The organism is Yersinia sp. 2553 StPb PI (genome assembly GCF_052217105.1).
GTDB lineage: Bacteria > Pseudomonadota > Gammaproteobacteria > Enterobacterales > Enterobacteriaceae > Yersinia > Yersinia enterocolitica_E.
In genome coordinates this window covers 4,031,348-4,055,048 of the sequence record NZ_JAZGPX010000002.1, presented here as the reverse complement: position 1 = coordinate 4,055,048, position 23,701 = coordinate 4,031,348, and the positions used below count along the sequence as shown (strand labels likewise).

Sequence of the window (23,701 nt, the reverse complement as noted above, 5' to 3'; positions counted from 1 at the left end):
CTTGCCTTCACTTAGCTCACGCGACTCTCTTCATCAGAATGCACATTGGCATTGCGATTATTTGAGAGACTCTAATACAGGTTAATCCTTACCTCAGTAATTCTACGGAGAGATAAGTTTCAGCTGTATTGTTTCAATTTTCAGCTTGTTCCAGATTGTTAAAGAGCAATATTTCACAACACACTGTGCCTTACGACCGCAGTACGTTTTGAAATAGTTTTTTATATGGTGGAGCTAAGCGGGATCGAACCGCTGACCTCCTGCGTGCAAGGCAGGCGCTCTCCCAGCTGAGCTATAGCCCCATATAAAAGCAAAATACCTTATCGGCATAACTCATTCTCAGACAAGGCGCAGTCACGCGACGTTTATGGGTATAAACGAGTGTGTCTGTAACGCACTATGAGGATGAGTTGGTGGGTCTGAGTGGACTTGAACCACCGACCTCACCCTTATCAGGGGTGCGCTCTAACCACCTGAGCTACAGACCCAACAAGGTACTAAAGCCCGACTAATCTCTCAGTCCGGCCTTATTTGCTCGTTACTTTCTATCAGACAATCTGTGTGGACACTACGCAATGCGTATCGTTAGGTAAGGAGGTGATCCAACCGCAGGTTCCCCTACGGTTACCTTGTTACGACTTCACCCCAGTCATGAATCACAAAGTGGTAAGCGCCCTCCCGAAGGTTAAGCTACCTACTTCTTTTGCAACCCACTCCCATGGTGTGACGGGCGGTGTGTACAAGGCCCGGGAACGTATTCACCGTAGCATTCTGATCTACGATTACTAGCGATTCCGACTTCATGGAGTCGAGTTGCAGACTCCAATCCGGACTACGACAGACTTTATGTGGTCCGCTTGCTCTCGCGAGTTCGCTTCACTTTGTATCTGCCATTGTAGCACGTGTGTAGCCCTACTCGTAAGGGCCATGATGACTTGACGTCATCCCCACCTTCCTCCGGTTTATCACCGGCAGTCTCCCTTGAGTTCCCACCATTACGTGCTGGCAACAAAGGATAAGGGTTGCGCTCGTTGCGGGACTTAACCCAACATTTCACAACACGAGCTGACGACAGCCATGCAGCACCTGTCTCACAGTTCCCGAAGGCACCGAAGCATCTCTGCTAAGTTCTGTGGATGTCAAGAGTAGGTAAGGTTCTTCGCGTTGCATCGAATTAAACCACATGCTCCACCGCTTGTGCGGGCCCCCGTCAATTCATTTGAGTTTTAACCTTGCGGCCGTACTCCCCAGGCGGTCGACTTAACGCGTTAGCTCCGGAAGCCACGCCTCAAGGGCACAACCTCCAAGTCGACATCGTTTACAGCGTGGACTACCAGGGTATCTAATCCTGTTTGCTCCCCACGCTTTCGCACCTGAGCGTCAGTCTTTGTCCAGGGGGCCGCCTTCGCCACCGGTATTCCTCCAGATCTCTACGCATTTCACCGCTACACCTGGAATTCTACCCCCCTCTACAAGACTCTAGCTTGCCAGTTTCAAATGCAGTTCCCACGTTAAGCGCGGGGATTTCACATCTGACTTAACAAACCGCCTGCGTGCGCTTTACGCCCAGTAATTCCGATTAACGCTTGCACCCTCCGTATTACCGCGGCTGCTGGCACGGAGTTAGCCGGTGCTTCTTCTGCGAGTAACGTCAATCAATCGTGCTATTAACACGACTGCCTTCCTCCTCGCTGAAAGTGCTTTACAACCCGAAGGCCTTCTTCACACACGCGGCATGGCTGCATCAGGCTTGCGCCCATTGTGCAATATTCCCCACTGCTGCCTCCCGTAGGAGTCTGGACCGTGTCTCAGTTCCAGTGTGGCTGGTCATCCTCTCAGACCAGCTAGGGATCGTCGCCTAGGTGAGCCATTACCCCACCTACTAGCTAATCCCATCTGGGCACATCCGATGGCGTGAGGCCCTAAGGTCCCCCACTTTGCTCTTGCGAGGTCATGCGGTATTAGCTACCGTTTCCAGTAGTTATCCCCCTCCATCAGGCAGTTTCCCAGACATTACTCACCCGTCCGCCGCTCGCCGGCAAAGTAGTAAACTACTTCCCGCTGCCGCTCGACTTGCATGTGTTAGGCCTGCCGCCAGCGTTCAATCTGAGCCATGATCAAACTCTTCAATTTAAGATTTGTTTGATTTGCTGCTAATAAAAGCAGCGATGCTCAAAGATTACTTTCTGCAAATAAGCATTCGAACCGAAGTTCAAATGTGTACTGCTTTGGTCACTCTTCAAGACTTTGATATTTCTTCTGCCTGCCGAAACAGGCTTCGATATCGTCTTGCGAGTGCCCACACAGATTGTCTGATAAATTGTTAAAGAGCGTTCGTTACCCGTTTGCCTTTCGGCGAATCTTACGGTAACGCGGGAGGCAGATAATACGCTTTCCCGCTGAAGAGTCAAGAGTTTCTTTGGTTTCTTTCGAAGTCAAAATCATTCTTTTCGCTTCCTGACCCGGCGAAGTATGTTTCGTTGTTCCCGGTCAGTGGAGGCGCATTATAGGGAGTTCCTGCCAGCCTGCAACCCCTAATTTGAAAAAACTTTTCAACCGCTGAATCTTTAGTCAAAACGCCTTTAAATTGGCAGTTTTTGCAGCACCGGGAAGCCATAACCCTGCAAAACGGGTAATAAAACGTCAGTATCTGCATTCAACGCCATGCAGTAAGCAATATTATCTTCCTGAGAAGAAACTACATTTTCTTGAGAAGAGATGAGCCAAGCAGTGCGACGAGCAATTGCGGCACCGGAATCGACCATGCGAGTACCTTCAGGCAACACTTGCGCCAACTCTTCTACTAATAGAGGGAAATGAGTGCACCCCAATACAATGGTGTCCGGCGGCTCACGCATTGCCAACCATGGGTGGAGGATTTTCTTTAATGTTTCGATAGGTACAGCACCACCATGCAACTTGGACTCTGCCAGTTCCACCAGCTCAGATGAACCCAGCAATTCAATTTTGCAATCGGTAGCAAAGCGCTCAATCAAGTCCCGTGTATAGGAAGCATGTACCGTGCCACGGGTAGCCAATAAGCCAACAACACCATTGCGGGTTAATCGCACCGCCGGTTTGATAGCAGGAACAACCCCAACCACAGGGAATGCAAAGCGTTCACGTAAAGCAGGAAGTACTACTGTGCTGGCGGTGTTACAGGCAATGACGACGATTGCCAGCGGATGGCGCTGCTGCACCGCAGTGACAATTTCCAGAACGCGTTCAACGATAAACTCACCGGACTTCTCCCCATAAGGGAAAGCGACATTGTCGAAAGCATATATATAGTGGAGATCCGGCAACAACTGCCGAATCTCTTGATAGACAGATAGCCCGCCAACACCTGAGTCAAAAATCAGTGCTGTCGGGCGAGGGGCAGTATCAGCCTTAGAAGTTATAGCTTCCGGTGAGGTAATACTCTCGTCCAGCGGTTTTATAGCCATAAGCCGTTTCGTAATCTTTATCAAACAGGTTAGCAATTCTACCACGAACTGTAAGATGAGAAGTAACCAGATAACTCGCTGAAACATCTACCGTGCTATAACTCGGTAATTCACGTTGAGTCGAGCTATAGGCTGAGGTGCTATTGTCATAGCGTTTACCGTAGTACTGATAAGAAACGTCCATATCCAGATTGAACATTGTCCAATCTAATTGATACTTGGCTTGCTGTTTAGAACGACGGGCTAAAACTTCATTATTCTTATCATTACGCGGATCCATATATTGCAATGTGATCTGGTGATTGAAAATGCCGGTATCGACGCTACCTGTCCATTCAACCCCTTTTATCGTTGCCGAATCAACATTGTAATACTGCCCTTTGTATGTATTTGGGTCGGAGAAGTAATCGATCAGGTTTTCAATTTTGTAGCGATAAGCAGACAAACGCCAATCAAGTGGGCCAGTCAATCCTTCCAGACCTGCCTCCCATTGGCGGGACTCCTCAGGTTTCAAATCACTGTTTGATATGATATCAAAGCGCTGCGAACCATACTGCTGACCCAGTGACGGGGCCAAAAATCCTGTTCCATAGGATAATGTCGCACGATAATCGGGGATAAATTCCCAACCTGCGGCGGTTTGCCAGGTCTCATGCCAGCCAAACTGCTCATCTTTATCTTCACGGCCCGAGGCTTCCAGCGTCACACTACCTATCTTCTGCTGCCCGCTAAGATACAAACCGGTATTATCCCGCTTATATGTATCAGAGATAGTGGTACTCGATGAGGTCAAACGCTGTTGCTGCCAGTCAACGCCAGCACTCAGCGTTGCACTCTCAAAACTGTATGTATTACCCCATTGCACGTTACGCTGATCCATATCGTCCAGCGTAGTCGCCTCGCCATAACGCCCATATTGGCTGCTGTAGTTATAATCTTTGTATTTCTGATAGCTACCGATTAATTGAGAGGAGAAAGCCCCCGCAGCATAACGTAGCCCTGCGTCATAAGTATGGTTATATAATCGCTCCTCATCGCCACTGTAAGCAGGGGAAGAAATACTGCCAACATCGTAATCAGTATTGTTGGTGTAACCATAACCTCTGACGAAACCGGATATATCTTGGTTGAACTGATGCTCTAGCCCTACCCAAAAATTTTTATTACGAAAACCATCCCGATCGCTATCCACTGGATTAGGTGAGTCGGGTTTAATGTTAAAACCGTTCGTGGTTTGATAGCCGCCCGCTATCGTCGCTAAAGTATCACCAAAACGTTGGCGAACGCTGCCGTCATATTGCTGGTAACCTTTAGAACCAACCCCGGCATTAATCTGCCCACCTTCCTGGTCTGACTGTGTAATCACGTTAATTACACCACCAATCGCCCCAGAGCCATATACGGCAGAGCGAGGCCCGCGAATATATTCAACACGTTGCACCAGAGAGAGAGGTATTTGATTAAAGTCGACACTATTGATGATACCGGTTCGCGCCAGAGGAATGCCATCGATCAGCACTAATACATGGCGGGCTTCGGTACCACGGATATACATAGAAGAGCCTTGGCCTAGCCCCCCGGTTTGGGCAATATCCACGCCAGGTAGCCGGCGCATCACTTCATTGAGGCTTTTTGCCTGCCAGCGGTCGATATCATCACGCGTTACTACATCGGTGGGTGCCAATACCGTGGAAACTGGCTGTTTGAAACGGTTGGCGGTAACCACCATTTCGTCTTTATTACCTGTTGTGGTGCTGTCCTGGGCCCATCCAGAAAATGCCGTCACAGAAAGGGCTGTGATCAGCGTATATTTTTTAATTGTCATGAATACAAGCATCCAAACTCAATTGGCGGATGCCGCAGTGCCATGGCCGATAGTTCGCGACGACCACGCATATTGCGACGTAATACCGGCAGGTCTTCGGGCTTGGGATCTCTGATGTCACGTCTTCTTCATTACTTAAATGAATTAATACCGTGAAATAGAGCTGGCGATGACTTCCCGCCCTTGCGGACAGTGTCTGGTTGAAACCTATCGCCGTAACTTCCCCTTACCGCTGCGCGTCAGCTCCGGATTTACACCGGATTCCCTTTTAACTCGTAGGTGTTTAAGTAACAGCATGAGGCCGGACCGCAATGCTACGATCAAGTAAAATAGATGTCTAGACTTCCATCCTCGTTATAGGGAATAAACACAACAAAACTGGACATCACTCCCACTTTCCCTACAATCCGCAGCAATACCTCTCTTTTATAATGGCCAGACGAGAAGAAACATGACTCCCGACATCCTGCCAACAGACAGTTACGACCAACAACTGGCGGAAAAATCTGCCCGTCTTCAGACGATGATGTTGCCGTTTCAGGCACCTGCTGCGGAAATATTCCGTTCTCCGGCAGAGCATTACCGCATGAGAGCCGAGTTTCGCGTTTGGCACGATGAAGATGACTTGTACCACATCATGTTTGACCAGCAGACCAAACAGCGTATCCGTGTTGAACAGTTCCCGGTGGCAAGTTTGTTGATCAATCGTCTGATGAGTGCGCTGATGACGGCCATCAGGGCCGAACCGATTTTGCGGCGTAAACTGTTCCAGATTGATTACTTATCTACCCTAAGCGGTAAATTGATCGCCTCTTTGCTGTATCACCGTCAATTAGATGAAGAGTGGCAGCAGAAGGCGCTGGAATTGCGTGAAAAGCTACGCGAACAAGGTTTTGATCTGCAACTGATTGGCCGGGCATCGAAAACTAAAATCATGCTAGATCACGACTATATCGATGAAGTGTTACCGGTTGCTGGGCGTGAAATGATTTATCGTCAGGTGGAGAATAGTTTCACCCAACCGAATGCAGCAGTGAATATTCATATGCTGGAATGGGCGATTGATGCCACTAAAAACGCCAGCGGTGATTTATTGGAGTTGTATTGCGGTAATGGTAATTTCTCGTTGGCGCTAGCACGCAATTTTGCACGGGTGTTGGCAACAGAAATCGCTAAACCCTCAGTGGCAGCAGCACAATACAATATCGCGGCAAATAATATCGATAACGTGCAAATTATCCGCATGTCGGCTGAAGAGTTTACCCAGGCAATGCAAGGTGTACGCGAGTTTAACCGTTTGAAGGGTATTGATCTGAGCAGTTATAACTGCGAGACCATTTTTGTCGATCCCCCGCGCAGCGGGCTGGATAGCGAGACAGTCAAGCTGGTACAAGGTTATCCGCGTATCCTTTATATCTCCTGTAACCCTGAAACGCTGTGCGCCAATCTGGAACAGTTACAACAGACACATAAAATCAGCCGATTAGCACTGTTCGATCAGTTCCCCTACACCCATCATATGGAGTGTGGGGTATTGCTGGAAAAGCGCGGCTGACAGGCAATAGATAAGTAAAAGGGCAACGCGATGTTGCCCTTTTTCGTTTTAAAATATGTCGTTTTAAAACATATCGCTTTCAGGTTATTGCGGCTGCTGGTTATCCGAATTATCTGGCTCAGATTCTGATTGCACCGACTTACGTGCTTTTAGCTTAAACAAGATCCAGAACACCAACACGACACTGAGAATAGAAGGAACGAAATTAGAACCAATTGCCGGATGCTCAACCCGAACAATCGCGCTATACAGCAAAATCCCGAGCAAGAAACACGCGGAGGCCAGTACTGGCAAGCCATGTGGCATGGCGAAATTGAGGTAGCGCTGATGCAAACAATATACGGCTAATATTAACGTTAGCAGCGGAAAAACTGAAAAAGGCACAAACGCGCTGAATAACGTGTTAAATGAACCATTTATTGCCAGGCCAGTAATCAACGCCAGCAGCAGGGTGCCGATTTCACGGCGAGACTGTTCCATCATTTTCCTTACCTTATTAAGTGCGAGATACGGCGAGTTTTTCCTGCTCGCGGCGATACCAATAATAAGCGCCCTTGGAGATCATCCGCAGTTGTAAGACCAAGCGTTCCTCTAACTGTCGCCGTTGTTCAATATCCACGTCCAGCACTTCTGCACCAGCACTGAAGACAATTGTGACCATGGCCTCAGCCTGAGCTTCAGTGAAGCTGCGTGGCATGTGGTTTTCCAATTCGAGGTAATCTGCCAGCTCAGCAATAAAATGCTGAATTTCACGAGCCACTGCGGCACGAAATGCGGCGGACGTGCCGGAACGCTCGCGCAGCAATAAGCGAAATGCATTCGGGTTATTACCGATAAATTCCATAAATGTAGATACGGAGGTACGGATAACACTGCCGCCCTTGGCAATCCGCTGGCGAGCCTGACGCATCAGTTGGCGCAACATCAGGCCGCTTTCATCGACCATTGTCAGGCCAAGTTCGTCGACATCGCGAAAATGCCGGTAGAAAGAAGTCGGTGCGATACCAGCTTCGCGAGAGACTTCCCGCAAGCTAAGGCTGGCGAAACTCCGCTCAGCGCTCAGTTGGCTGAACGCCGCTTCGATAAGGGAACGACGAGTCCGCTCTTTTTGTTGTGCTCTGACGCCCATAATCGTGCCCAAGGGATATCCAAATTCTCAATCTAAGATATATAGTCAGCAATATACCAAACTTTATAGTAACAACCGTTATACAAACGTATCATCCCAATACTGAATTGCCGCTTTACAACACACATCACGGTGATTTACCCATGGTTGATTGATTTATACCTGTCATCTTTCAATTTACAGATGTGTTGGCTGCATCTTGAAATCTATTGGGTATCTGGTTGGGATGATGTTAATGTATCGTTGTAATTTTGTATAAGAATAGGTCTCTCCTACATGCAACAGCACTTCCATTTTGATGCCATTGTTATTGGCTCGGGTCCTGGCGGTGAAGGTGCCGCTATGGGGTTGGTCAAGCAAGGTGCCCGTGTTGCCGTAATTGAACGGTATAATAATGTGGGCGGTGGATGTACCCATTGGGGCACTATCCCTTCCAAAGCTTTGCGCCACGCCGTTAGCCGTATTATCGAATTCAACCAAAATCCACTCTACAGCGACAATGCCCGAACCATCAGTTCTTCTTTCGCTGATATTTTAAACCATGCTGATCGTGTTATTAATCAACAGACACGTATGCGTCAGGGTTTTTACGATCGCAATCACTGCCATATGTTTTCAGGCGATGCCAGCTTTATTGATGCCAATACTATCAACGTGCGTTATGCCGATGGCACCAACGATACACTACGCGCTGATAACATTGTGATTGCTACAGGTTCACGCCCCTATCGCCCGGCGAATGTTGATTTTAGCCATGAACGGATTTACGACAGCGATACCATTTTACAGCTCAGCCATGAACCTCAGCACGTCATTATCTATGGCGCAGGGGTTATTGGTTGTGAATATGCTTCAATCTTCCGTGGTTTGAGCGTCAAAGTTGATTTAATCAATACCCGCGACCGCCTACTGGCCTTCCTTGATCAGGAAATGTCAGATGCCCTCTCTTACCACTTCTGGAATAACGGTGTCGTTATCCGTCACAACGAAGAGTTTGAGCAAATTGAGGGAACCCTTGATGGGGTTATTGTCCATCTGAAATCAGGTAAAAAGGTCAAAGCAGACTGCTTGTTGTATGCCAATGGTCGTACCGGTAATACCGGCGGTTTAGGGTTGGAAAACATCGGCCTGGAAGCTGATAGCCGTGGTCTGCTGAAGGTCAATAGCATGTACCAGACAGCGCTGCCCCATGTGTATGCGGTGGGTGATGTGATTGGTTACCCGAGTCTGGCCTCTGCGGCCTATGATCAGGGGCGTATCGCGGCACAAGCAATGATCAAAGGCGAAGCCAACGTTCATTTGATCGAGGATATTCCGACGGGTATTTACACCATCCCGGAAATCAGTTCGGTTGGGAAAACCGAGCAAGATTTGACCGCGATGAAAGTGCCCTACGAGGTCGGCCGGGCGCAATTTAAACATCTGGCGCGCGCGCAAATCGTCGGGATGGATACCGGTAGCTTAAAAATCCTGTTCCATCGAGAAACCAAGCAGATCTTGGGTATTCATTGCTTTGGCGAACGTGCAGCGGAAATTATCCACATCGGACAGGCGATTATGGAACAGAAAGGAGAAGGTAATACTATCGAATATTTCGTTAATACAACCTTCAACTATCCGACGATGGCTGAAGCCTATCGTGTGGCAGCACTGAACGGTTTAAACCGCCTGTTCTAGCTTTTCCTTTATAACATCTGGATTCATACGCGGTTGCATGTGTTCACGTATCGCCTCGGCCAGTTGCTCATAGCGGCCACGCAGTGGGGAACCGGGGCGGTACACCAACGCGATAGTGCGTTTAGGCACAGGCTTGTAGCACTCCAGATAGCATACGCCATCACGCTTGCGCTCATTCGGTACCGCCAACGACGGCAGCAAAGTAATGCCGCTCCCCGCAGCCACCATATTACGCAGAGTTTCCAAACTGGTGGCGCGGAAATGGGTGTCTTCCTCTGCACCGGCCTGGAAACAGAAGCCCATCGCCTGATCGCGCAGGCAGTGGCCATCTTCCAACATCAATAATTTCTCACCCGCCAGCTCATGCATTTGCACTCTGTCACGATCGGCCCATGGATGATCGGCATAAATAGCCAGGCTCATCGGCTCATCAAATAGCGGAACTTCGATAAAAGCTTCGGTCTCTTTGACCAGTGCCAGAATGGCACAGTCCAGCTTGCCACTGTCCAACTGAGCCAGAAGATTCTGGGTTTGTGCTTCATGCAGATACATTTCCAGTTTCGGGAATGCCTTATGCAACATGGGAATGATTTGCGGCAACAAATAAGGCCCGACAGTAGGTATCAGGCCGATATGCAGTGGACCGGACATGCTTTCGCCCTGCAAGCTGGCCATCTCTTTCAGTACCTTTACTTCTCGCAATATAGTTCTGGCTTGTTCCACTAGCAACAGCCCAGCCTGCGTAAACAAGACCTTACGGCTAGTGCGCTCCAGCAACATCACGCCCAACTCATCTTCCAGCTTACGAATCTGACCACTTAATGTGGGTTGGCTGACATGGCAAGAGTCGGCAGCACGCCGGAAATGCCTGAATTCAGCCAGCGCCACCAAGTATTCTAAATCACGAATATTCATCTGTGCTCCGCTTTATGATAGCCATTGACGATAGATAAGATAGCAATCAGTGATTAGATCTATCAAGTGATAAAATGAATAATGTGCCCCAACGAAAAGATATTCATAAAAATTTAAATATTTTATTTTTTAATTAAGGAGTTACAGATGTTTACTAGCCAAGAAGGTAAAAAAATCCCACAAGTAACTTTCCATACCCGTCAGGGGGACCAGTGGGTTGATGTAACCACCGACGATTTGTTCAGCAATAAAACAGTGATTGTATTTTCACTACCGGGTGCATTTACCCCGACTTGTTCTTCCAGCCATCTGCCACGCTATAACGAACTGGCCGCTGTGTTTAAACAGCACGGTGTTGATAGCATTCTGTGCGTATCAGTCAACGATACCTTCGTGATGAATGCCTGGAAAGCTGACCAGCATGCTGAAAATATTACTTTCGTTCCAGATGGTAACGGCGAATTCACCAAGGGCATGAACATGCTGGTTGAGAAAGCTGATCTGGGCTTCGGTCCACGTTCATGGCGTTACTCGATGCTGGTGCGTAACGGTGTGGTTGAGAAAATGTTTGTGGAGCCAAATAAGCCGGGTGACCCGTTTGAAGTGTCCGATGCCGATACCATGCTGAAATATCTGGCACCCGACTTTAAAGTACAGGAGTCGGTATCTGTCTTTACCAAACCGGGCTGCCCATTCTGTGCCAAAGCGAAACAAATGCTGCAAGAACGCGGGATTCAGTATGAGGAGATCGTGCTGGGTAAAGATGCGACAACCGTCAGCTTGCGTGCTGTCACTGGTCGTGGAACTGTGCCACAAGTATTTATCGGTGGCCGTCATATTGGTGGCAGTGATGATTTGGAAAATTACTTATCTGCTTAATAATATTAATAGAGTGAAGATAATGTGAATACCCAAAGTCATTGGAGTTACAGGTAGGCGGCAAGTGAACTCATCTCGATGAGCTTACTTATTTTTAAGGTCAAGACCAGTAAGTGATTCGGGTGACAAATCTGCCGGGAGCAGATTTGAACGCTGCTGGCAGCGGCCTCGCAGAGGCGAGGCCCAAGGATGGGCCGAGTAACAAATGTAGCCAGCAACCCTGTAGCTTCAAATACGAAGGGTATACTTGGTAGGCTTCGGCCTACCCTTTTTATGTTAGGAGCAGACATGAAAACCTTAAACGTTGATGTCGCCGTAATTGGCGGCGGCACTGCCGGACTTGGCGCTTATCGCGCTGCCAAACTGTCAACCCCAAGTGTGGTGATGATTGAAGGTGGCGAATACGGTACCACCTGTGCACGCGTTGGTTGCATGCCATCCAAACTGCTGATTGCAGCAGCCGAAGCCGTACATCATATTGAAAAAGCGCCTAAATTTGGTATTCACCCGCAAGGCGATATTCTGATTAATGGCCGTGAAGTGATGAGTCGTGTTAAACGTGAGCGCGACCGGTTTGTTGGTTTTGTGCTGGAGGGTGTAGATAACATTCCAGCTGCGGACAAAATTCAAGGCTATGCCCGTTTCATTGATGATAATACGCTACAAGTTGATGATCATACGCGTATTGTTGCGCAGCGTATCGTGATTGCGACTGGCTCCCGCCCAACCTGGCCCACAGCCTGGGATGAGCTGGGTGACCGACTGATAGTTAATGATGATGTGTTTAGCTGGGATGACCTACCCGAATCTGTTGCGGTATTCGGACCTGGTGTTATTGGTCTGGAACTCGGTCAGGCACTGCACCGGCTGGGCGTTCAAGTAAAAATGTTCGGTGTCGGTGGTGGTGTTGGCCCACTGACTGACAGCATTGTACGTAATTACGCCGCGAAAGCCTTGGGTGAAGAGTTCTATCTTGACCCAGACGTGAAAGTGGAAGTCATGCAGCGTGAGGGGGATAAAGTCTTTATCCGCTATCTGGATAAAACCGGTAAACCGCAAGAGACCATGGTTGATTACGTGTTAGCTGCCACTGGTCGTCGCCCTAATGTGGATAAACTGGGTCTGGAAAATACGTCCCTCATTCTGGACGAACGAGGGGTTCCGCAAGCTGATCGACTTACCCTGCAAACCAGCGTGCCACATATCTTTATCGCCGGTGATGCCAGTAACCAATTACCATTACTGCATGAGGCTAGCGATCAAGCCCGTATCGCCGGAGTGAATGCAGGTGGATTCCCTGAAGTGGTTCCCGGCTTACGTCGCAGCCCTATCTCGGTTGTTTTCTCTGACCCACAAATTGCGATGGTAGGCTCAACCTTCCGTGAGTTATCACAAAAATTCAGTGCATGTGGTTGTTTTGAAATCGGTGAAGTCTCTTTTGAAAATCAGGGGCGCTCGCGTGTCATGCTGAAAAACAAAGGTATTTTGCGCGTTTATGGCGAACAGGGAACCGGCCGTTTCCTCGGCGCCGAGATGATGGGGCCGAGTGCCGAACATATCGCACATCTGTTAGCTTGGGCACATCAACAACAGATGACCATCAATCAAATGCTGGATATGCCATTTTATCACCCAGTCATTGAAGAAGGCTTGCGTACTGCGCTGCGTGATTTACAGTCCAAGTTAAGGTTGGGTACCGATGAGGCTGAACGCTGCCTGCGCTGCCCAGGTGACTAATTTAACTCACGGAAGTTTTTTTGTTTTCCCACACCGGGCTTTATGCCCGGTTTTTTATTCCTTATTTTGCACACTGCTTCCATGAATTGAATCATCCCGCTTGGCATCTGAAGCCGTAATGCCCACTATTTGTTCAATTCTAGTCGTTTTAAAACGGCACTAGTGGGTCTATCACTATTGATTTGATACCACTAATGATACTAAAATGGAGGTACTATGAAAGACATGGACAGTCGGGTTGCTCAGATTAAAGCTAACCCCGCTGGGGTTAAATTCCGCGAACTCGTCAAAATCTGTAATTTTTACTTTGGCTTTCCCAGGCATTACTCCAGTAGTCATCATGTCTATGGTACTCCCTGGCAAGGAGACCCTCGGATCAACATTCAAAAGGACAGCAGCGGAATGGCCAAATTTTATCAGGTAAAACAGGTGATCGCTGCATTGGCTAAACTCGAGGAAATGGATAATGGTTAACATCGAACACTATACGTATCGGATTACTTGGTCGGCAGAAGATAATGAGTTTGTTGGTTTGTGTGCGGAATTCCCTGGCTTGTCATGGCTTGCAAAAGAGCGCTTCGAAGCCTTGGCAGGTATCACTGCGTTGGTTGCCGATATTCTGCGCGACATGCAGACTCATGGTGAAATACCACCACAACCCTTGGCAGAAAAGCATTATAGCGGGAAACTGGTTCTTCGCTTACCACCGGAACAGCACCGGCGTCTGGCAATTAATGCCTCGGAGGAAGGGATTAGTCTAAACCGCTATCTGTGCGCTCGGTTGGCTATCTGAATAAGACTAAACAGGGCGAAGTTTATCCCCTGTTTAGCCAAACTACTCGCCTTATAGATTGCCGTGCTCGTTACCGCTATTACTCGCGTTTATTTTTTAAATCAAAACCAATGGGCAGAGCTAATGTTATTTGCCCATGCAATAACAACTCGGCAGGTGGTTTAGGTAATGGCTGAGCACGTTTAATAAGTGCCAATGCTTCATGATCTAAAATAGCGGCCCCACTGCTTTTTATAAGCTGAGCAGATAGAACATGCCCATCTTTATTGACCACAAAACGGATAGTGGCGATGCCTTGTTGTCGCTGTTTTCTGGCTCTGGGTGGATAGCGTTTAAACTCCACCAGATGCCCTTGCAAGCGGCTTCGCCAATTCATTTTAACCTTTTGTTTATGCACGGAATCACTATTTGCTGCGGCAGCAATTTGATGGCTCTCGCCAGATAGTGTTGTGCTGGCTACGGCTGCTGGCGGAGAAGGCTTATTGCGGTTTTCTGGTGTTTCCTCAATGACAGGTTTACGCGGTTTCATTACTTGCTGTTGTGGACGTTTTATTTTCACTGGTTCTTCTACAGGTTTTTCTTCAGTGATTTCCACCTCTTTCTCAACTAGCAGTACAGCATTAGGTTGCTCAGGTGCTGTCAGCAAATTACTCACGTCTTCTGGTTGAGCTTCCTGTTGTTCAACCTGCGGTTCGTTAAAAGTCTGTTGTATTCCCACCACCGGATTTTGTTCCACGTTTTGGGTGAACTGCGTTTCTGCCGACAAGGTAAGCATCACTGCCGCCGGGGCGTCATCAGGATGTTTAACCAGTACAGATTCGGTACTCAGCAACCAGAGCAGGTACATATGGGTGCTGCTGGTAAACATGGCACTCCCCCACCAAAGAAGAGTGCGGGTATTATTTTTTCTTATCATCATGAATTAAATCGCCATATTCCTTTATCTTCCATGAGTTACCAACAGTGACTCGCCAAAAGCGTTATTCTTCAGCAAATGCTACATGCAGGCGATCCGCTAACGGTTTAAACAGATAATTGAGTAATGATCTTTCCCCGGTTCGGATAAAGACATCAACAGACATACCGGGCCGGATGGCCAACTCGGTTTGAGACATATCAATAGCGACGGTTAAAGGGTAATAAGGCTGTGAGGTTTGCGGATGCTGTATACGGTCGGCCCCAACATGTAATACAGAACCGTATAATTTAGGGGTATTACTCTGATTAAAAGCAGAAAAATTGAGATCAACGGGTAAGCCTGCTCTGGCCTTATCAATTAGCTCTACTGGTAACTGGGCTTCAACTAATAATGGTTGCCCACTGGGGACCAGTTCCATTAATGTTTGCCCGCTACTCACCACGCCTCCCACCGTATGCTGAGCCAGAGCAATAACCGCACCACTGACTGGGGCATATATCCGGGTATTATCCAACTCATATTCTGCTATGCTCAAACGCTGCTTCAAGTCTTGGGTATTTTGCTGCGCTTTCGCTAATTGCTCACGATTCTCACTTTGATACTGTTCACGCCGTTGTGAAATATGCTGTTCGGTTTCATCAATTAGTTTATGAGCCTCTTCAATATCACTGGTATCCTGCTCTACCCGTGCATGGAGTGATATCGCCTGACGCTCCATATCCAGTAACTGATTGTTAGCAACATGACCATTTTTCGCCAACAGTTGAACACCTTGTAATTGTCGCTGGAATAAGTCCGATTGACGCTGATTATTACGCCGCATCACCTGCAAACCATTCAACCGGTCTTGATGACGCGTAATTTGTACGGATAAGCGAGCAATCTCACTCAATTGAGCCTGGCGACGGTGATGGAAAAGTTGTTGCTGCAAGACAATATTACGTTCAACCAGCGGTTGGGTTGGATGCAGGAGTAATGTTTCAGGAAAAATAATTTCACTCACACCATCCTGCTCAGCGGTTAAGCGAGCCTCCTGCGCCAAAGCACTTAAGTACTGATTTTTCAGGCTATCCCGCTGACTACGAATCACTGAATCATCCATGGTGATGAGTAATTGCCCTATGGTTACCTCTTCCCCTTCAGCAATATGTAACTGTTGGATACGCCCCCCTTGCAGGGGCTGGATAACTTTGCGATTTTCAGCAACCACAACCTGGCCAATAACCGCAATCCCTTTATCCAGTGGTGCCAGCGCAGCCCAAAGTAAAAAACCAATAAAACCACCGACAACCAGTAACCCACCAAGATTTAGATAGTAGCAACTATTTATCTGTGGCCGTAATCGGTTTTGCTGCTGATGGTTTTCATCAGTAACTGGAAAACGGCTTGATTCAGGTAGCATTGTTTTATCTCCCTCCGTGGTGTTTATTTTTGTGATGCGGTGCGAATGGGAGCAACGTCATATGACACCCCACTACCCCAGCCATTACGCGTGTTAAATGCTTTGGTCTCAGGTTCAACTGCTGCTTTATCTTTTATTTTCAATATGCTCTGAGTACGATCAAACAGCTCTATTTGCCCACTTTTTAAAAACAATAAGTAATCACTACCCGATAACAGTTCTGGTTTATGGGTGACCATCACAATCGTGCTGCCCTGCTGTTTTAGCTGGCAAATGCCAGCTAATAAGGCTTTTTCACCTTCTTTATCCAAACTGGCATTTGGCTCATCTAATACGATAAGCCTTGGTATCCCATACACAGCCCGCGCCAAGGCGATTCGCTGCCGCTGGCCGCCGGATAACCCTTCGCCTTCGTCTCCTAGCTGAGAGTCATAGCCTTGCGGCAGATGCAGAATCAAGTCATGCACATCGGCTAATTGTGCGGCAGCAATAACTTTTGCATTATCAATCGGGCCAAAACGCGCAATGTTTTCAGCAATTGAACCGCGAAATAGCTGAATATCTTGGGGTAGATAACCAATAAAGGCCCCTAAATGGCTTTTATCCCACTGAGAAATGTCTGCACTGTCTAGACGAACCGAGCCACTGAATGCAGATTGGCTTGCGACCAACAACTTCGCCAGAGTGGATTTACCACTGCCTGACGGCCCCAAAATGCCAAGCACATCACCGGGTTGCAGTTCAAAGTTGATAGATTGCAATACCGGAATATGTGTTCCCGGTTTGCAAACTGTAAGTTGTGTGACGCTTAATTTGCCCTGTGGAGGCGGCAAAATCATACCAGTAGCGGGTTGAGGCTGTTGCGCCAACAGATAAGAGAGACGTTGGTAGGCCAGTCGCGTGTGACTCCACTGTTTCCAAACCGCAATCAGTTGATCAATTGGCCCTAACACCCGACCGACCAAGATAGAGCCAGCAATCATCACACCTGCGGTAATAGCACCATCGATTACCAACAACGCGCCTAGCCCCAACATCATAGATTGCAACGCCTGACGGCTAGATTTGGATAAAGCCGTCACGCGGCTGCTTTTATCGCTGGCAACATTTTGCTGATAGAGAAATTGAGAGTGTTGCCTCAGCCAGCGTTCACGTAAGGCTTTTAACATCCCCATTGCTTGGATGGCATCTGCATTGCGCAAATTCGCATTAGCATGCTGTGTTGCTTGTGCCGTGATTATTGAGGCTTCTTTTAGCGGCTTTTTACATATCCAATGATTGAGCCAAGCCAAAAATATCAATATACAAGCGCCGGCGGCTGCCAGTGCCCCCAGCCAAGGGTGGAGGAGAAAAATCACCAGCAAATACAACGGGAACCACGGCGCATCAAAAAAGGCAAACAAAGCACTGCCCGTCGCGAACTGGCGCAGAGAAGTTAAATCATTCAATGCCTGAGCCGCAGGTGTTTTATGGCCCATAAGTTGGGAAGCAAAAGCAGCATTAAAGACTCGTTGATTAAGCTGCATATCAATACGTGTGCCCAGCCGAATAACTACCGCACTGCGAATCCATTCTAATAGTCCAATAAAGGCAAATATGCTCAATACTAGAATCGTCAGCATTAATAGCGTCATGGTATTCGCTGAAGCGAGAACACGATCATAAACTTGTAGCATGTAGATTGCGGGTGCCAACATCAGCAGATTGATTACAGCAGTAAATAGCCCTATACCCCAGAGACTTTTTTTATGATGGGCCAGAGCTGAGAATATCGTTGGCGATGCCGACGAAGAGCTAGCGTTTTTGCTTGATTCCATGGCATCAATTTCCATACAGAATGTATATTCTTCGTAATAATTCCTGCGACTGATATTAAATTAAAGTAATATATATTTATCAGAACAGATTGATGTTCAAAAGAAAGTCATTTTCAGAAAAGCAACAAAATGAACTACCGCCTATATAGTAATAAAAAGTGAATTAGAGGATATGGCGGTAGTATTATTTTTCTAACCAGAAAGTCATTTGTCGGTTGTCTTTATTACGCGGCTAATAATATGTCACTCCCGTCAGTTACACCAATAGTGTCAATAACCGGCATATCAACAATAACGTCAAACTGAGTGGCAGTCGCCATATCGTTAAGTGGTATGTTTACATCAATACCTTGGGCTTTGAGGAGTTCCAGCATAGGGGTAGCATTACCTCTCAATAAATTGTAAATGCCTTCACCCTCGCCACCTTGGTAAGGTTTTCCTGGCTCTGCATGCATCGTTCTGGACAATGAACATACCGAATAATAAAAATCACCGTCAATACTTAAACCATCTAGTCTCAACTGTACTTGATCAAGCTGCTTAGGGGTATTAGAGGTGTTATCTGCATTAGGAACAAATGAATTACCAAATTCTAAGGATTGGATGTAATTCCCCCGTTCCATGAAGCCATTATCGCCCAATAGAGTTCCACCAATAATTAGCGCGGCTGGCCCATCTGGGTTTTGAAACTCAGCCAGAGCGATTCTATTATTATTCATATCAGTGCCGCTGGAAAAAGTATAATTATCATGGATGTTGGGTATGTTAATTAAGTCACCATAAGCCGCAGCCCACTGGTGAGTATAAGAGGAAATAGTTTCATATTTAATTGATTCATTGTATTTTAGAGTTACTGTCATAATGATATCCTTTTAATTTTAAATAATATTTAATCATTGAACTATCTTTACTACTGAATAAATTATTTAATCCACTTAAATAATTTTAAAGTTAATATACGACACTAACTTTGTTAAACGTTAAGCGGCTAATAATAGCTCACTGCTATCAGCCACGGTGTCAATGACGGGTATATCAACAATAACGTCAAACTGACTGGCAAGCGCCAAGTCTTTGAGTGGCGTGTTTACATCTACACCTTGGGATTCGAGTATTTTTAGTATGGAAGCGTTATTGCCTCTCAGCAAGCCATAGACACCAAGATCCATATCACTCGGATAGCTATTATCTCTAAGCATTGCATAAAGGATCTCTAAAACAGAGATATCAATATCACTTGAGATATCTAATCCGCTGAATTTCAGTTGCACTTGCTGGAGTTGAAGCTGATGAAACTGAGGATCCTCCAAGTTAATATCAGGAATAGGAATTAAATTCGCACCAAATTGCAGACTTTCGTTTTCACCGGGGATTATGGGAGACACTTCGGATAACTTCACTCCGTGAGCTTCCATAACCATCGCCGCGTGTACTCCCTTAGATTCCATCACTATTGCAGATTTACTTTGAGGGGAGCTATTTTGAATCGCGAGTTTTATACCAACGGTGGGTGGATTTGGACCAGCCGAGTAAATACTATATCCTCCGTCACCCGATTTTTGAGCTATATCACCAAAATCAGTGGCCCACCAGTAGGTATAAGAAGAGATAGTTTCATTTTTAAATTCTTCATGATACTTAATCGTCACAGTCATATTAAAATCCCTTTAATTAAAAATATCACTCATCATTAAGTTATATTATTCTGTAGGTAAATTAATCTGCGAATTTTAATCTAATATTTAAAATATCAATATGAACCACCGCCGCAGCCAAGAAGAAACCAGATCTACCAGAGTACGGTGGTGGCGCACTTATACTCATTACAAATACACTGACACATATTACACAGCAGCGAGAATCAACCAGAAAATCCTTTCCCGGCGGTTCTATTTATTAAGCGGCTAACAACATATCGCTGCTTTCAATCACACCAACGGTATCAATCATTGGTGCATCTGACGCCATAACGTCAAATTGGCTGGCGATTGGCATATCCTTCAGTGGGGTATTCACATCAATACCCTTAGCGGCGAGGATTTCCAACAATGGTTCTGCATTGCCTCTCATCAAACCGTAGGTGGCTTTATGCATATCCCCTTGATGGTTTTCTACCATTGTTTTGGTAGGGTCATATTCACCGGTTAGATCTATGCCACTCAATTTCACTTCCACTTGGTCAAGCTGTTTACCAGTGATATCTGAGTTATCTTTCAAGTTTTTACCCAACTCCAAGTTTGCCATTTTCCCGTGGAAGGTATGGTGGGCCATATTATAGTTCAAATCACCCTCTACGATCATTGCAGTACTAGCACCACTATGAGAGCTGCCAATTGAATATTGGTTACCACTAAACCACCCCCCGCCAGAAAATTGACCAACGTCCTTGGCATAGCCTGGTGCCTGCGTGTCTTTTATATCACCATGAATGGTAGCCCACTGCTGAGTATAAGAGGTTAGAGTGTCGTTACTGAATTGGCTTTGATATTGGATCGTTACTGTCATGATAAATTTCCTTATTGTTAACAACCATTATATGACTCATCACTGAGTCAGTGTGACTACAGACGAAGTTATTATTCCATCTGAAGATTTTAAATTCATATTTAGTATGTTTATTTAAGGCTTCATATTTAACATTGATAACTAAAATTTATATTCAAAACCGCCCTGAATAGTTCGACCACGATTTGGCGCAAAAGAAAGTGAATCACCATAACTGACTATATAAGCGCGATTAGTTATATTTTCTATTGTGCTACGCAAAGTTAAATTATTAGTTACCTTATAACTAGCATAAAGATCAAATAAGGTATATTTCGGCCAATCCGCAACATAAGCGGTATTAGCGTGGCCGTAGCTATTAATAACCGATGCGTCTTGATGTCCTTTGTTATAGCGAATAATGGTGCCGAGATCTAGCTTTTTATCAAATAATCTTCCACCTAAAGTTAAACTGCCACGATCACCGGGCAAATAAGCAGAAGAACCAAATAAGTTATTCCCCGCCAAGCAATCAATCATATTGTTCATGTTATCATTTTCGAGAGGATAAATACCATCCTTATTAGATGTAAAGGTTTGCGCTCCACCTAACCAAGCCCTTTTAGAACAAAAGTTATTAACACCAATCATTCTGGTATAATTTAAACTGGTATAAAAAAAACCCATGTCATAGCTTAATTGATATTCAAGACCACGAAAACGGGCTGCCAATAAATTATTAATGTAGGTAGCATTTGCAAAGGAACCGTAACCTAGCAGTGGTTTGGTCTTGGATAATTCAAGATTAATATAATTGCTGACGCGGGTATCAAAGTAGGCCATTTTGGCCACCAGGCGGTCTTGTTCACTAAACAGATTACTGTGTTGAATATTAATGCCCGCTTCCCAGGCTTTGGAATGCTCTGCGGCCAGAAACGGATTGGGCAAAATCCAGCCGTGACCATGTGCACTGCCGGTCGCCAGCACTTCGGTAATCGCCGGTGGCCGCCAGGATTTGCCGTAATTACCAAAAAACTCCAGCCACTGCACACCAGGTTTGATACCGATAGCCAAGGTGGGCGAAAGCTGTTGTTCACGGCGATCCACATCCCAGGTCATTTTGACCGTGTTATTATAGGAACACCGCCTGTTTTCAGCGAGATGTTGCTCATGTATCTTTGTGTTGCATGGGTTTTCACGGGAATAGTTGCTAAGGAAAGATTTGCTCTGCATCCAGGTATTACCCTTTAAGCGAAATAGATCATAACGCAGGCCACCTTCCAGCCGCAGCCAGTCTGCATGTTCGTAATTCAACTGGGCAAAGGTGCTGGTCATGGTGCGCTTGCCGGGTGGGGTGACACCCAGCATTGTTTCTTGAGTTGAGTTGCCGGTGGAGCGGTCACTAAACCACTCGAGGCCATATTTGACTTGTAATTGATGGTGGTCGGCGAAGGTAAAGTAATTGGTATTTTGCAGTTGTAAACCACGGGTGTTCAAACGGGTTTGAGTCCAAAACTTTTTACAAAAAACGGCATCAGAACACAGGGTATCGGTTTCATCATTGGTATCAACGTAATAGATTTTAGCCGCCACATCCAGCCAGGCAATATGTTCAGGCTTGAGGCTATAATCCAACCCTATACTACGGTTCAGCACATCACTTACGCTGCTCTTTTTCCAGCCCATTTTAATTCTACGGTAGGGATCTGACTTATCGACAATCTGCGTTAACATACTGGCATTGGGGCTATTTATTTGCGTTTGCAAATAGCTGAGTACCAGCCGTTGGTCGGCGGGCAAATTCCAGCCCAGTTTAGCGAGCCGTGAGCTCATTTTATAGTTGGCAAATTCAACTTTGTTATTTGTAATTTCTCTGCCTAAAACTGGGGCGGCTTCTCTGCCAAAACGAAGAGCACCAATATCCCCTTTATTGCCGGGCCAATAATCTTTTAGATTGCGCTCACTGGCAGCAATTAATAGATCACCATATTCATTACCCAGCGCCAGGACACCACCACCAATAAACTGAGTGCCATTATCACCGGTCATGGCACGTATTTGCCCCCCCAGTTCTTTGCCCGGTTCGAGGAAATCACTGGCATTGACTGTATTAAAGGTGGCAACCCCACCAATGACGCCAGCACCGCCCATACCGCTGGTGGCCCCCTTTTCAATCACAACACTACTCAATATTTCTGGATCGATATACATCACACCATGGCGCTGACCATGACCGCTTTTCATAAAGTTTTGCCGCATGCCGTCAATATTCATATTGACGCGGCCGTAGTCTTGGATACCACGGATATTCACGGAAAGCGCGGGGTCTTGCTGGCTGACGCTGGAATAGACACCGGGAGTTTGTTCCAATATATCTGCCGCATGGCGGGCAGGGCGATTATCCAATTGTTCGCGAGAGATTTCACTGACTGAGTGCAGCTCATCATATACCCAGTCACCGTCCTGGGAGTTATTCGCTCCTTCTACCTTGAGTTTATCCAATAGCATATCATTTTCAGCCGAAGGGGTTACCGTTGCCTCCGCACGAACTTTGCCAGAATAGCCTTGCGCTGTTGCCAGAGCTATAAATATACCAAGGGCAATTTTATTCATTGAGGTTATTATTTTTCTTTTATCTCTCACTATATTGTCCATTTATTAGATTTCATCCTTACGATATGAATATAATTAACCTGTTAACTATTTTAGTTCTTGAATAGCAGACGTGATAATGGCCAGCAATAAATCTAATGCCGGATAACCAGAGATGTTTGAACAAAGGAAAGTCATTATCTATTAACGATATGACTGACCTTTTTCAAAATAGAAAAATCATAAAGAATTAAATCTAATAGCAGCCCAGCCACTTTATTAATGGATCAGGTAATGCAGGAATAAAATAGGTTTTCGGCTATTTTGAATTATATGTCTCTATTTTTAATCTTAGTAGAGGTTTCACTACAACGCCACTGGTTGATAATGATTATTATAATCACTAAGAGGTATAAACTCAACTGAATATTAAAATTAAAATCTTATTAGGCTGAAAATATTGGTTTTATAACGTAGATTAAATAAGAAAAATAATCGTTAGAGTAACGTCAATCAAAATAAAACAATATG

18 protein-coding genes, 2 tRNA genes, 1 rRNA gene and 1 riboswitch are annotated in these 23,701 nt (G+C 46.2%); of the genes, 6 read left to right on the top strand and 15 right to left on the bottom strand.

The genetic code is table 11. The features are described 5' to 3' along the window. Positions 1-226: 226 nt before the first annotated feature. The 5 genes from V2A84_RS19955 to btuB form a co-directional block, all read right to left on the bottom strand. Positions 227-302: transfer RNA gene (locus V2A84_RS19955), tRNA-Ala, on the bottom strand. A 109-nt stretch (positions 303-411) separates the two neighbouring features. Continuing rightward, positions 412-488: transfer RNA gene (locus V2A84_RS19950), tRNA-Ile, on the bottom strand. A gap of 102 nt (positions 489-590) precedes the next feature. Continuing rightward, positions 591-2,133: ribosomal RNA gene (locus V2A84_RS19945) — 16S ribosomal RNA — on the bottom strand. Positions 2,134-2,582: 449 nt separating this feature from the next. After that, on the bottom strand, positions 2,583-3,446 hold the full coding sequence (murI, locus tag V2A84_RS19940) for a glutamate racemase (protein WP_083161826.1): 864 nt from the start codon (positions 3,444-3,446) through the stop codon (positions 2,583-2,585). Further along, entirely contained in the window at positions 3,391-5,271 is a 1,881-nt protein-coding gene (btuB, locus tag V2A84_RS19935; protein ID WP_442849029.1) for a TonB-dependent vitamin B12 receptor BtuB, read from the bottom strand. The genes murI and btuB overlap by 56 nt, the downstream gene beginning before the upstream one ends. A 70-nt stretch (positions 5,272-5,341) precedes the next feature. Beyond that, positions 5,342-5,592: riboswitch (cobalamin riboswitch) on the bottom strand. Between the two features lie 130 nt (positions 5,593-5,722). Here btuB and trmA point away from each other — a divergent pair. Next, complete coding sequence (trmA, locus tag V2A84_RS19930; RefSeq protein ID WP_442821378.1) at positions 5,723-6,826, top strand: tRNA (uridine(54)-C5)-methyltransferase TrmA; 1,104 nt, start codon at positions 5,723-5,725, stop codon at positions 6,824-6,826. 84 nt (positions 6,827-6,910) lie between these two features. On the opposite strand, the gene V2A84_RS19925 is transcribed toward trmA, so the two are convergent. Both V2A84_RS19925 and fabR read right to left on the bottom strand, forming a co-directional pair. Beyond that, the gene (locus V2A84_RS19925; RefSeq protein ID WP_226716428.1) at positions 6,911-7,309 is read right to left on the bottom strand and encodes a YijD family membrane protein; all 399 of its coding nucleotides are present in this window, start codon (positions 7,307-7,309) and stop codon (positions 6,911-6,913) included. 13 nt (positions 7,310-7,322) lie between these two features. Continuing rightward, a complete protein-coding gene (gene fabR / locus V2A84_RS19920) occupies positions 7,323-7,955 on the bottom strand; it encodes an HTH-type transcriptional repressor FabR (protein WP_005192099.1) in 633 nt (210 codons plus the stop codon). A gap of 276 nt (positions 7,956-8,231) precedes the next feature. Between fabR and sthA the strand changes: the two genes are divergently transcribed. After that, positions 8,232-9,632 carry a Si-specific NAD(P)(+) transhydrogenase gene (sthA, locus tag V2A84_RS19915; protein WP_083161820.1) on the top strand — a complete coding sequence of 467 codons (1,401 nt, stop codon included), beginning with the start codon at positions 8,232-8,234 and terminating at the stop codon, positions 9,630-9,632. Here sthA and oxyR read toward each other — a convergent pair. Next, positions 9,615-10,547, bottom strand: a complete 933-nt coding sequence (gene oxyR / locus V2A84_RS19910) for a DNA-binding transcriptional regulator OxyR (protein WP_083161818.1) — start codon at positions 10,545-10,547, stop codon at positions 9,615-9,617. The two genes, sthA and oxyR, sit on opposite strands and share 18 nt — an antisense overlap. Before the next feature lie 147 nt (positions 10,548-10,694). On the opposite strand from oxyR, the gene V2A84_RS19905 reads away from it, so the two are divergent. From V2A84_RS19905 to V2A84_RS19890, 4 genes are all read left to right on the top strand, one after another. After that, the gene (locus tag V2A84_RS19905) at positions 10,695-11,426 is read left to right on the top strand and encodes a glutathione peroxidase (RefSeq protein ID WP_083161816.1); all 732 of its coding nucleotides are present in this window, start codon (positions 10,695-10,697) and stop codon (positions 11,424-11,426) included. A gap of 288 nt (positions 11,427-11,714) precedes the next feature. After that, positions 11,715-13,163 (top strand): dihydrolipoyl dehydrogenase, encoded by a 1,449-nt coding sequence (locus V2A84_RS19900; protein WP_083161814.1) that lies wholly within the window; start codon positions 11,715-11,717, stop codon positions 13,161-13,163. A 216-nt stretch (positions 13,164-13,379) separates the two neighbouring features. After that, positions 13,380-13,637 carry a toxin HicA gene (locus V2A84_RS19895; protein WP_083161812.1) on the top strand — a complete coding sequence of 86 codons (258 nt, stop codon included), beginning with the start codon at positions 13,380-13,382 and terminating at the stop codon, positions 13,635-13,637. Next, the gene (locus tag V2A84_RS19890) at positions 13,630-13,956 is read left to right on the top strand and encodes a type II toxin-antitoxin system HicB family antitoxin (RefSeq protein ID WP_083161810.1); all 327 of its coding nucleotides are present in this window, start codon (positions 13,630-13,632) and stop codon (positions 13,954-13,956) included. Before V2A84_RS19895 ends, V2A84_RS19890 begins: the two co-directional genes overlap by 8 nt. Positions 13,957-14,035: 79 nt before the next feature. On the opposite strand, the gene V2A84_RS19885 is transcribed toward V2A84_RS19890, so the two are convergent. From V2A84_RS19885 to V2A84_RS19855, 7 genes are all read right to left on the bottom strand, one after another. After that, entirely contained in the window at positions 14,036-14,875 is an 840-nt protein-coding gene (locus V2A84_RS19885; protein ID WP_442848261.1) for a TonB family protein, read from the bottom strand. 61 nt (positions 14,876-14,936) lie between these two features. After that, a complete protein-coding gene (locus tag V2A84_RS19880) occupies positions 14,937-16,277 on the bottom strand; it encodes an HlyD family type I secretion periplasmic adaptor subunit (RefSeq protein WP_420073481.1) in 1,341 nt (446 codons plus the stop codon). A gap of 23 nt (positions 16,278-16,300) precedes the next feature. Continuing rightward, positions 16,301-18,094: a type I secretion system permease/ATPase gene (locus tag V2A84_RS19875; protein ID WP_083163988.1), complete on the bottom strand. Its 1,794-nt coding sequence runs from the start codon at positions 18,092-18,094 to the stop codon at positions 16,301-16,303. 224 nt (positions 18,095-18,318) lie between these two features. Then, a complete protein-coding gene (locus V2A84_RS19870) occupies positions 18,319-18,954 on the bottom strand; it encodes a heme acquisition protein HasA (RefSeq protein ID WP_442848262.1) in 636 nt (211 codons plus the stop codon). 120 nt (positions 18,955-19,074) lie between these two features. Beyond that, positions 19,075-19,749 (bottom strand): heme acquisition protein HasA, encoded by a 675-nt coding sequence (locus tag V2A84_RS19865; protein ID WP_420074092.1) that lies wholly within the window; start codon positions 19,747-19,749, stop codon positions 19,075-19,077. Between the two features lie 241 nt (positions 19,750-19,990). Continuing rightward, the gene (locus V2A84_RS19860) at positions 19,991-20,599 is read right to left on the bottom strand and encodes a heme acquisition protein HasA (protein WP_420073915.1); all 609 of its coding nucleotides are present in this window, start codon (positions 20,597-20,599) and stop codon (positions 19,991-19,993) included. Between the two features lie 141 nt (positions 20,600-20,740). After that, complete coding sequence (locus V2A84_RS19855) at positions 20,741-23,233, bottom strand: TonB-dependent hemoglobin/transferrin/lactoferrin family receptor (protein ID WP_442848263.1); 2,493 nt, start codon at positions 23,231-23,233, stop codon at positions 20,741-20,743. Positions 23,234-23,701 lie beyond the last annotated feature (468 nt).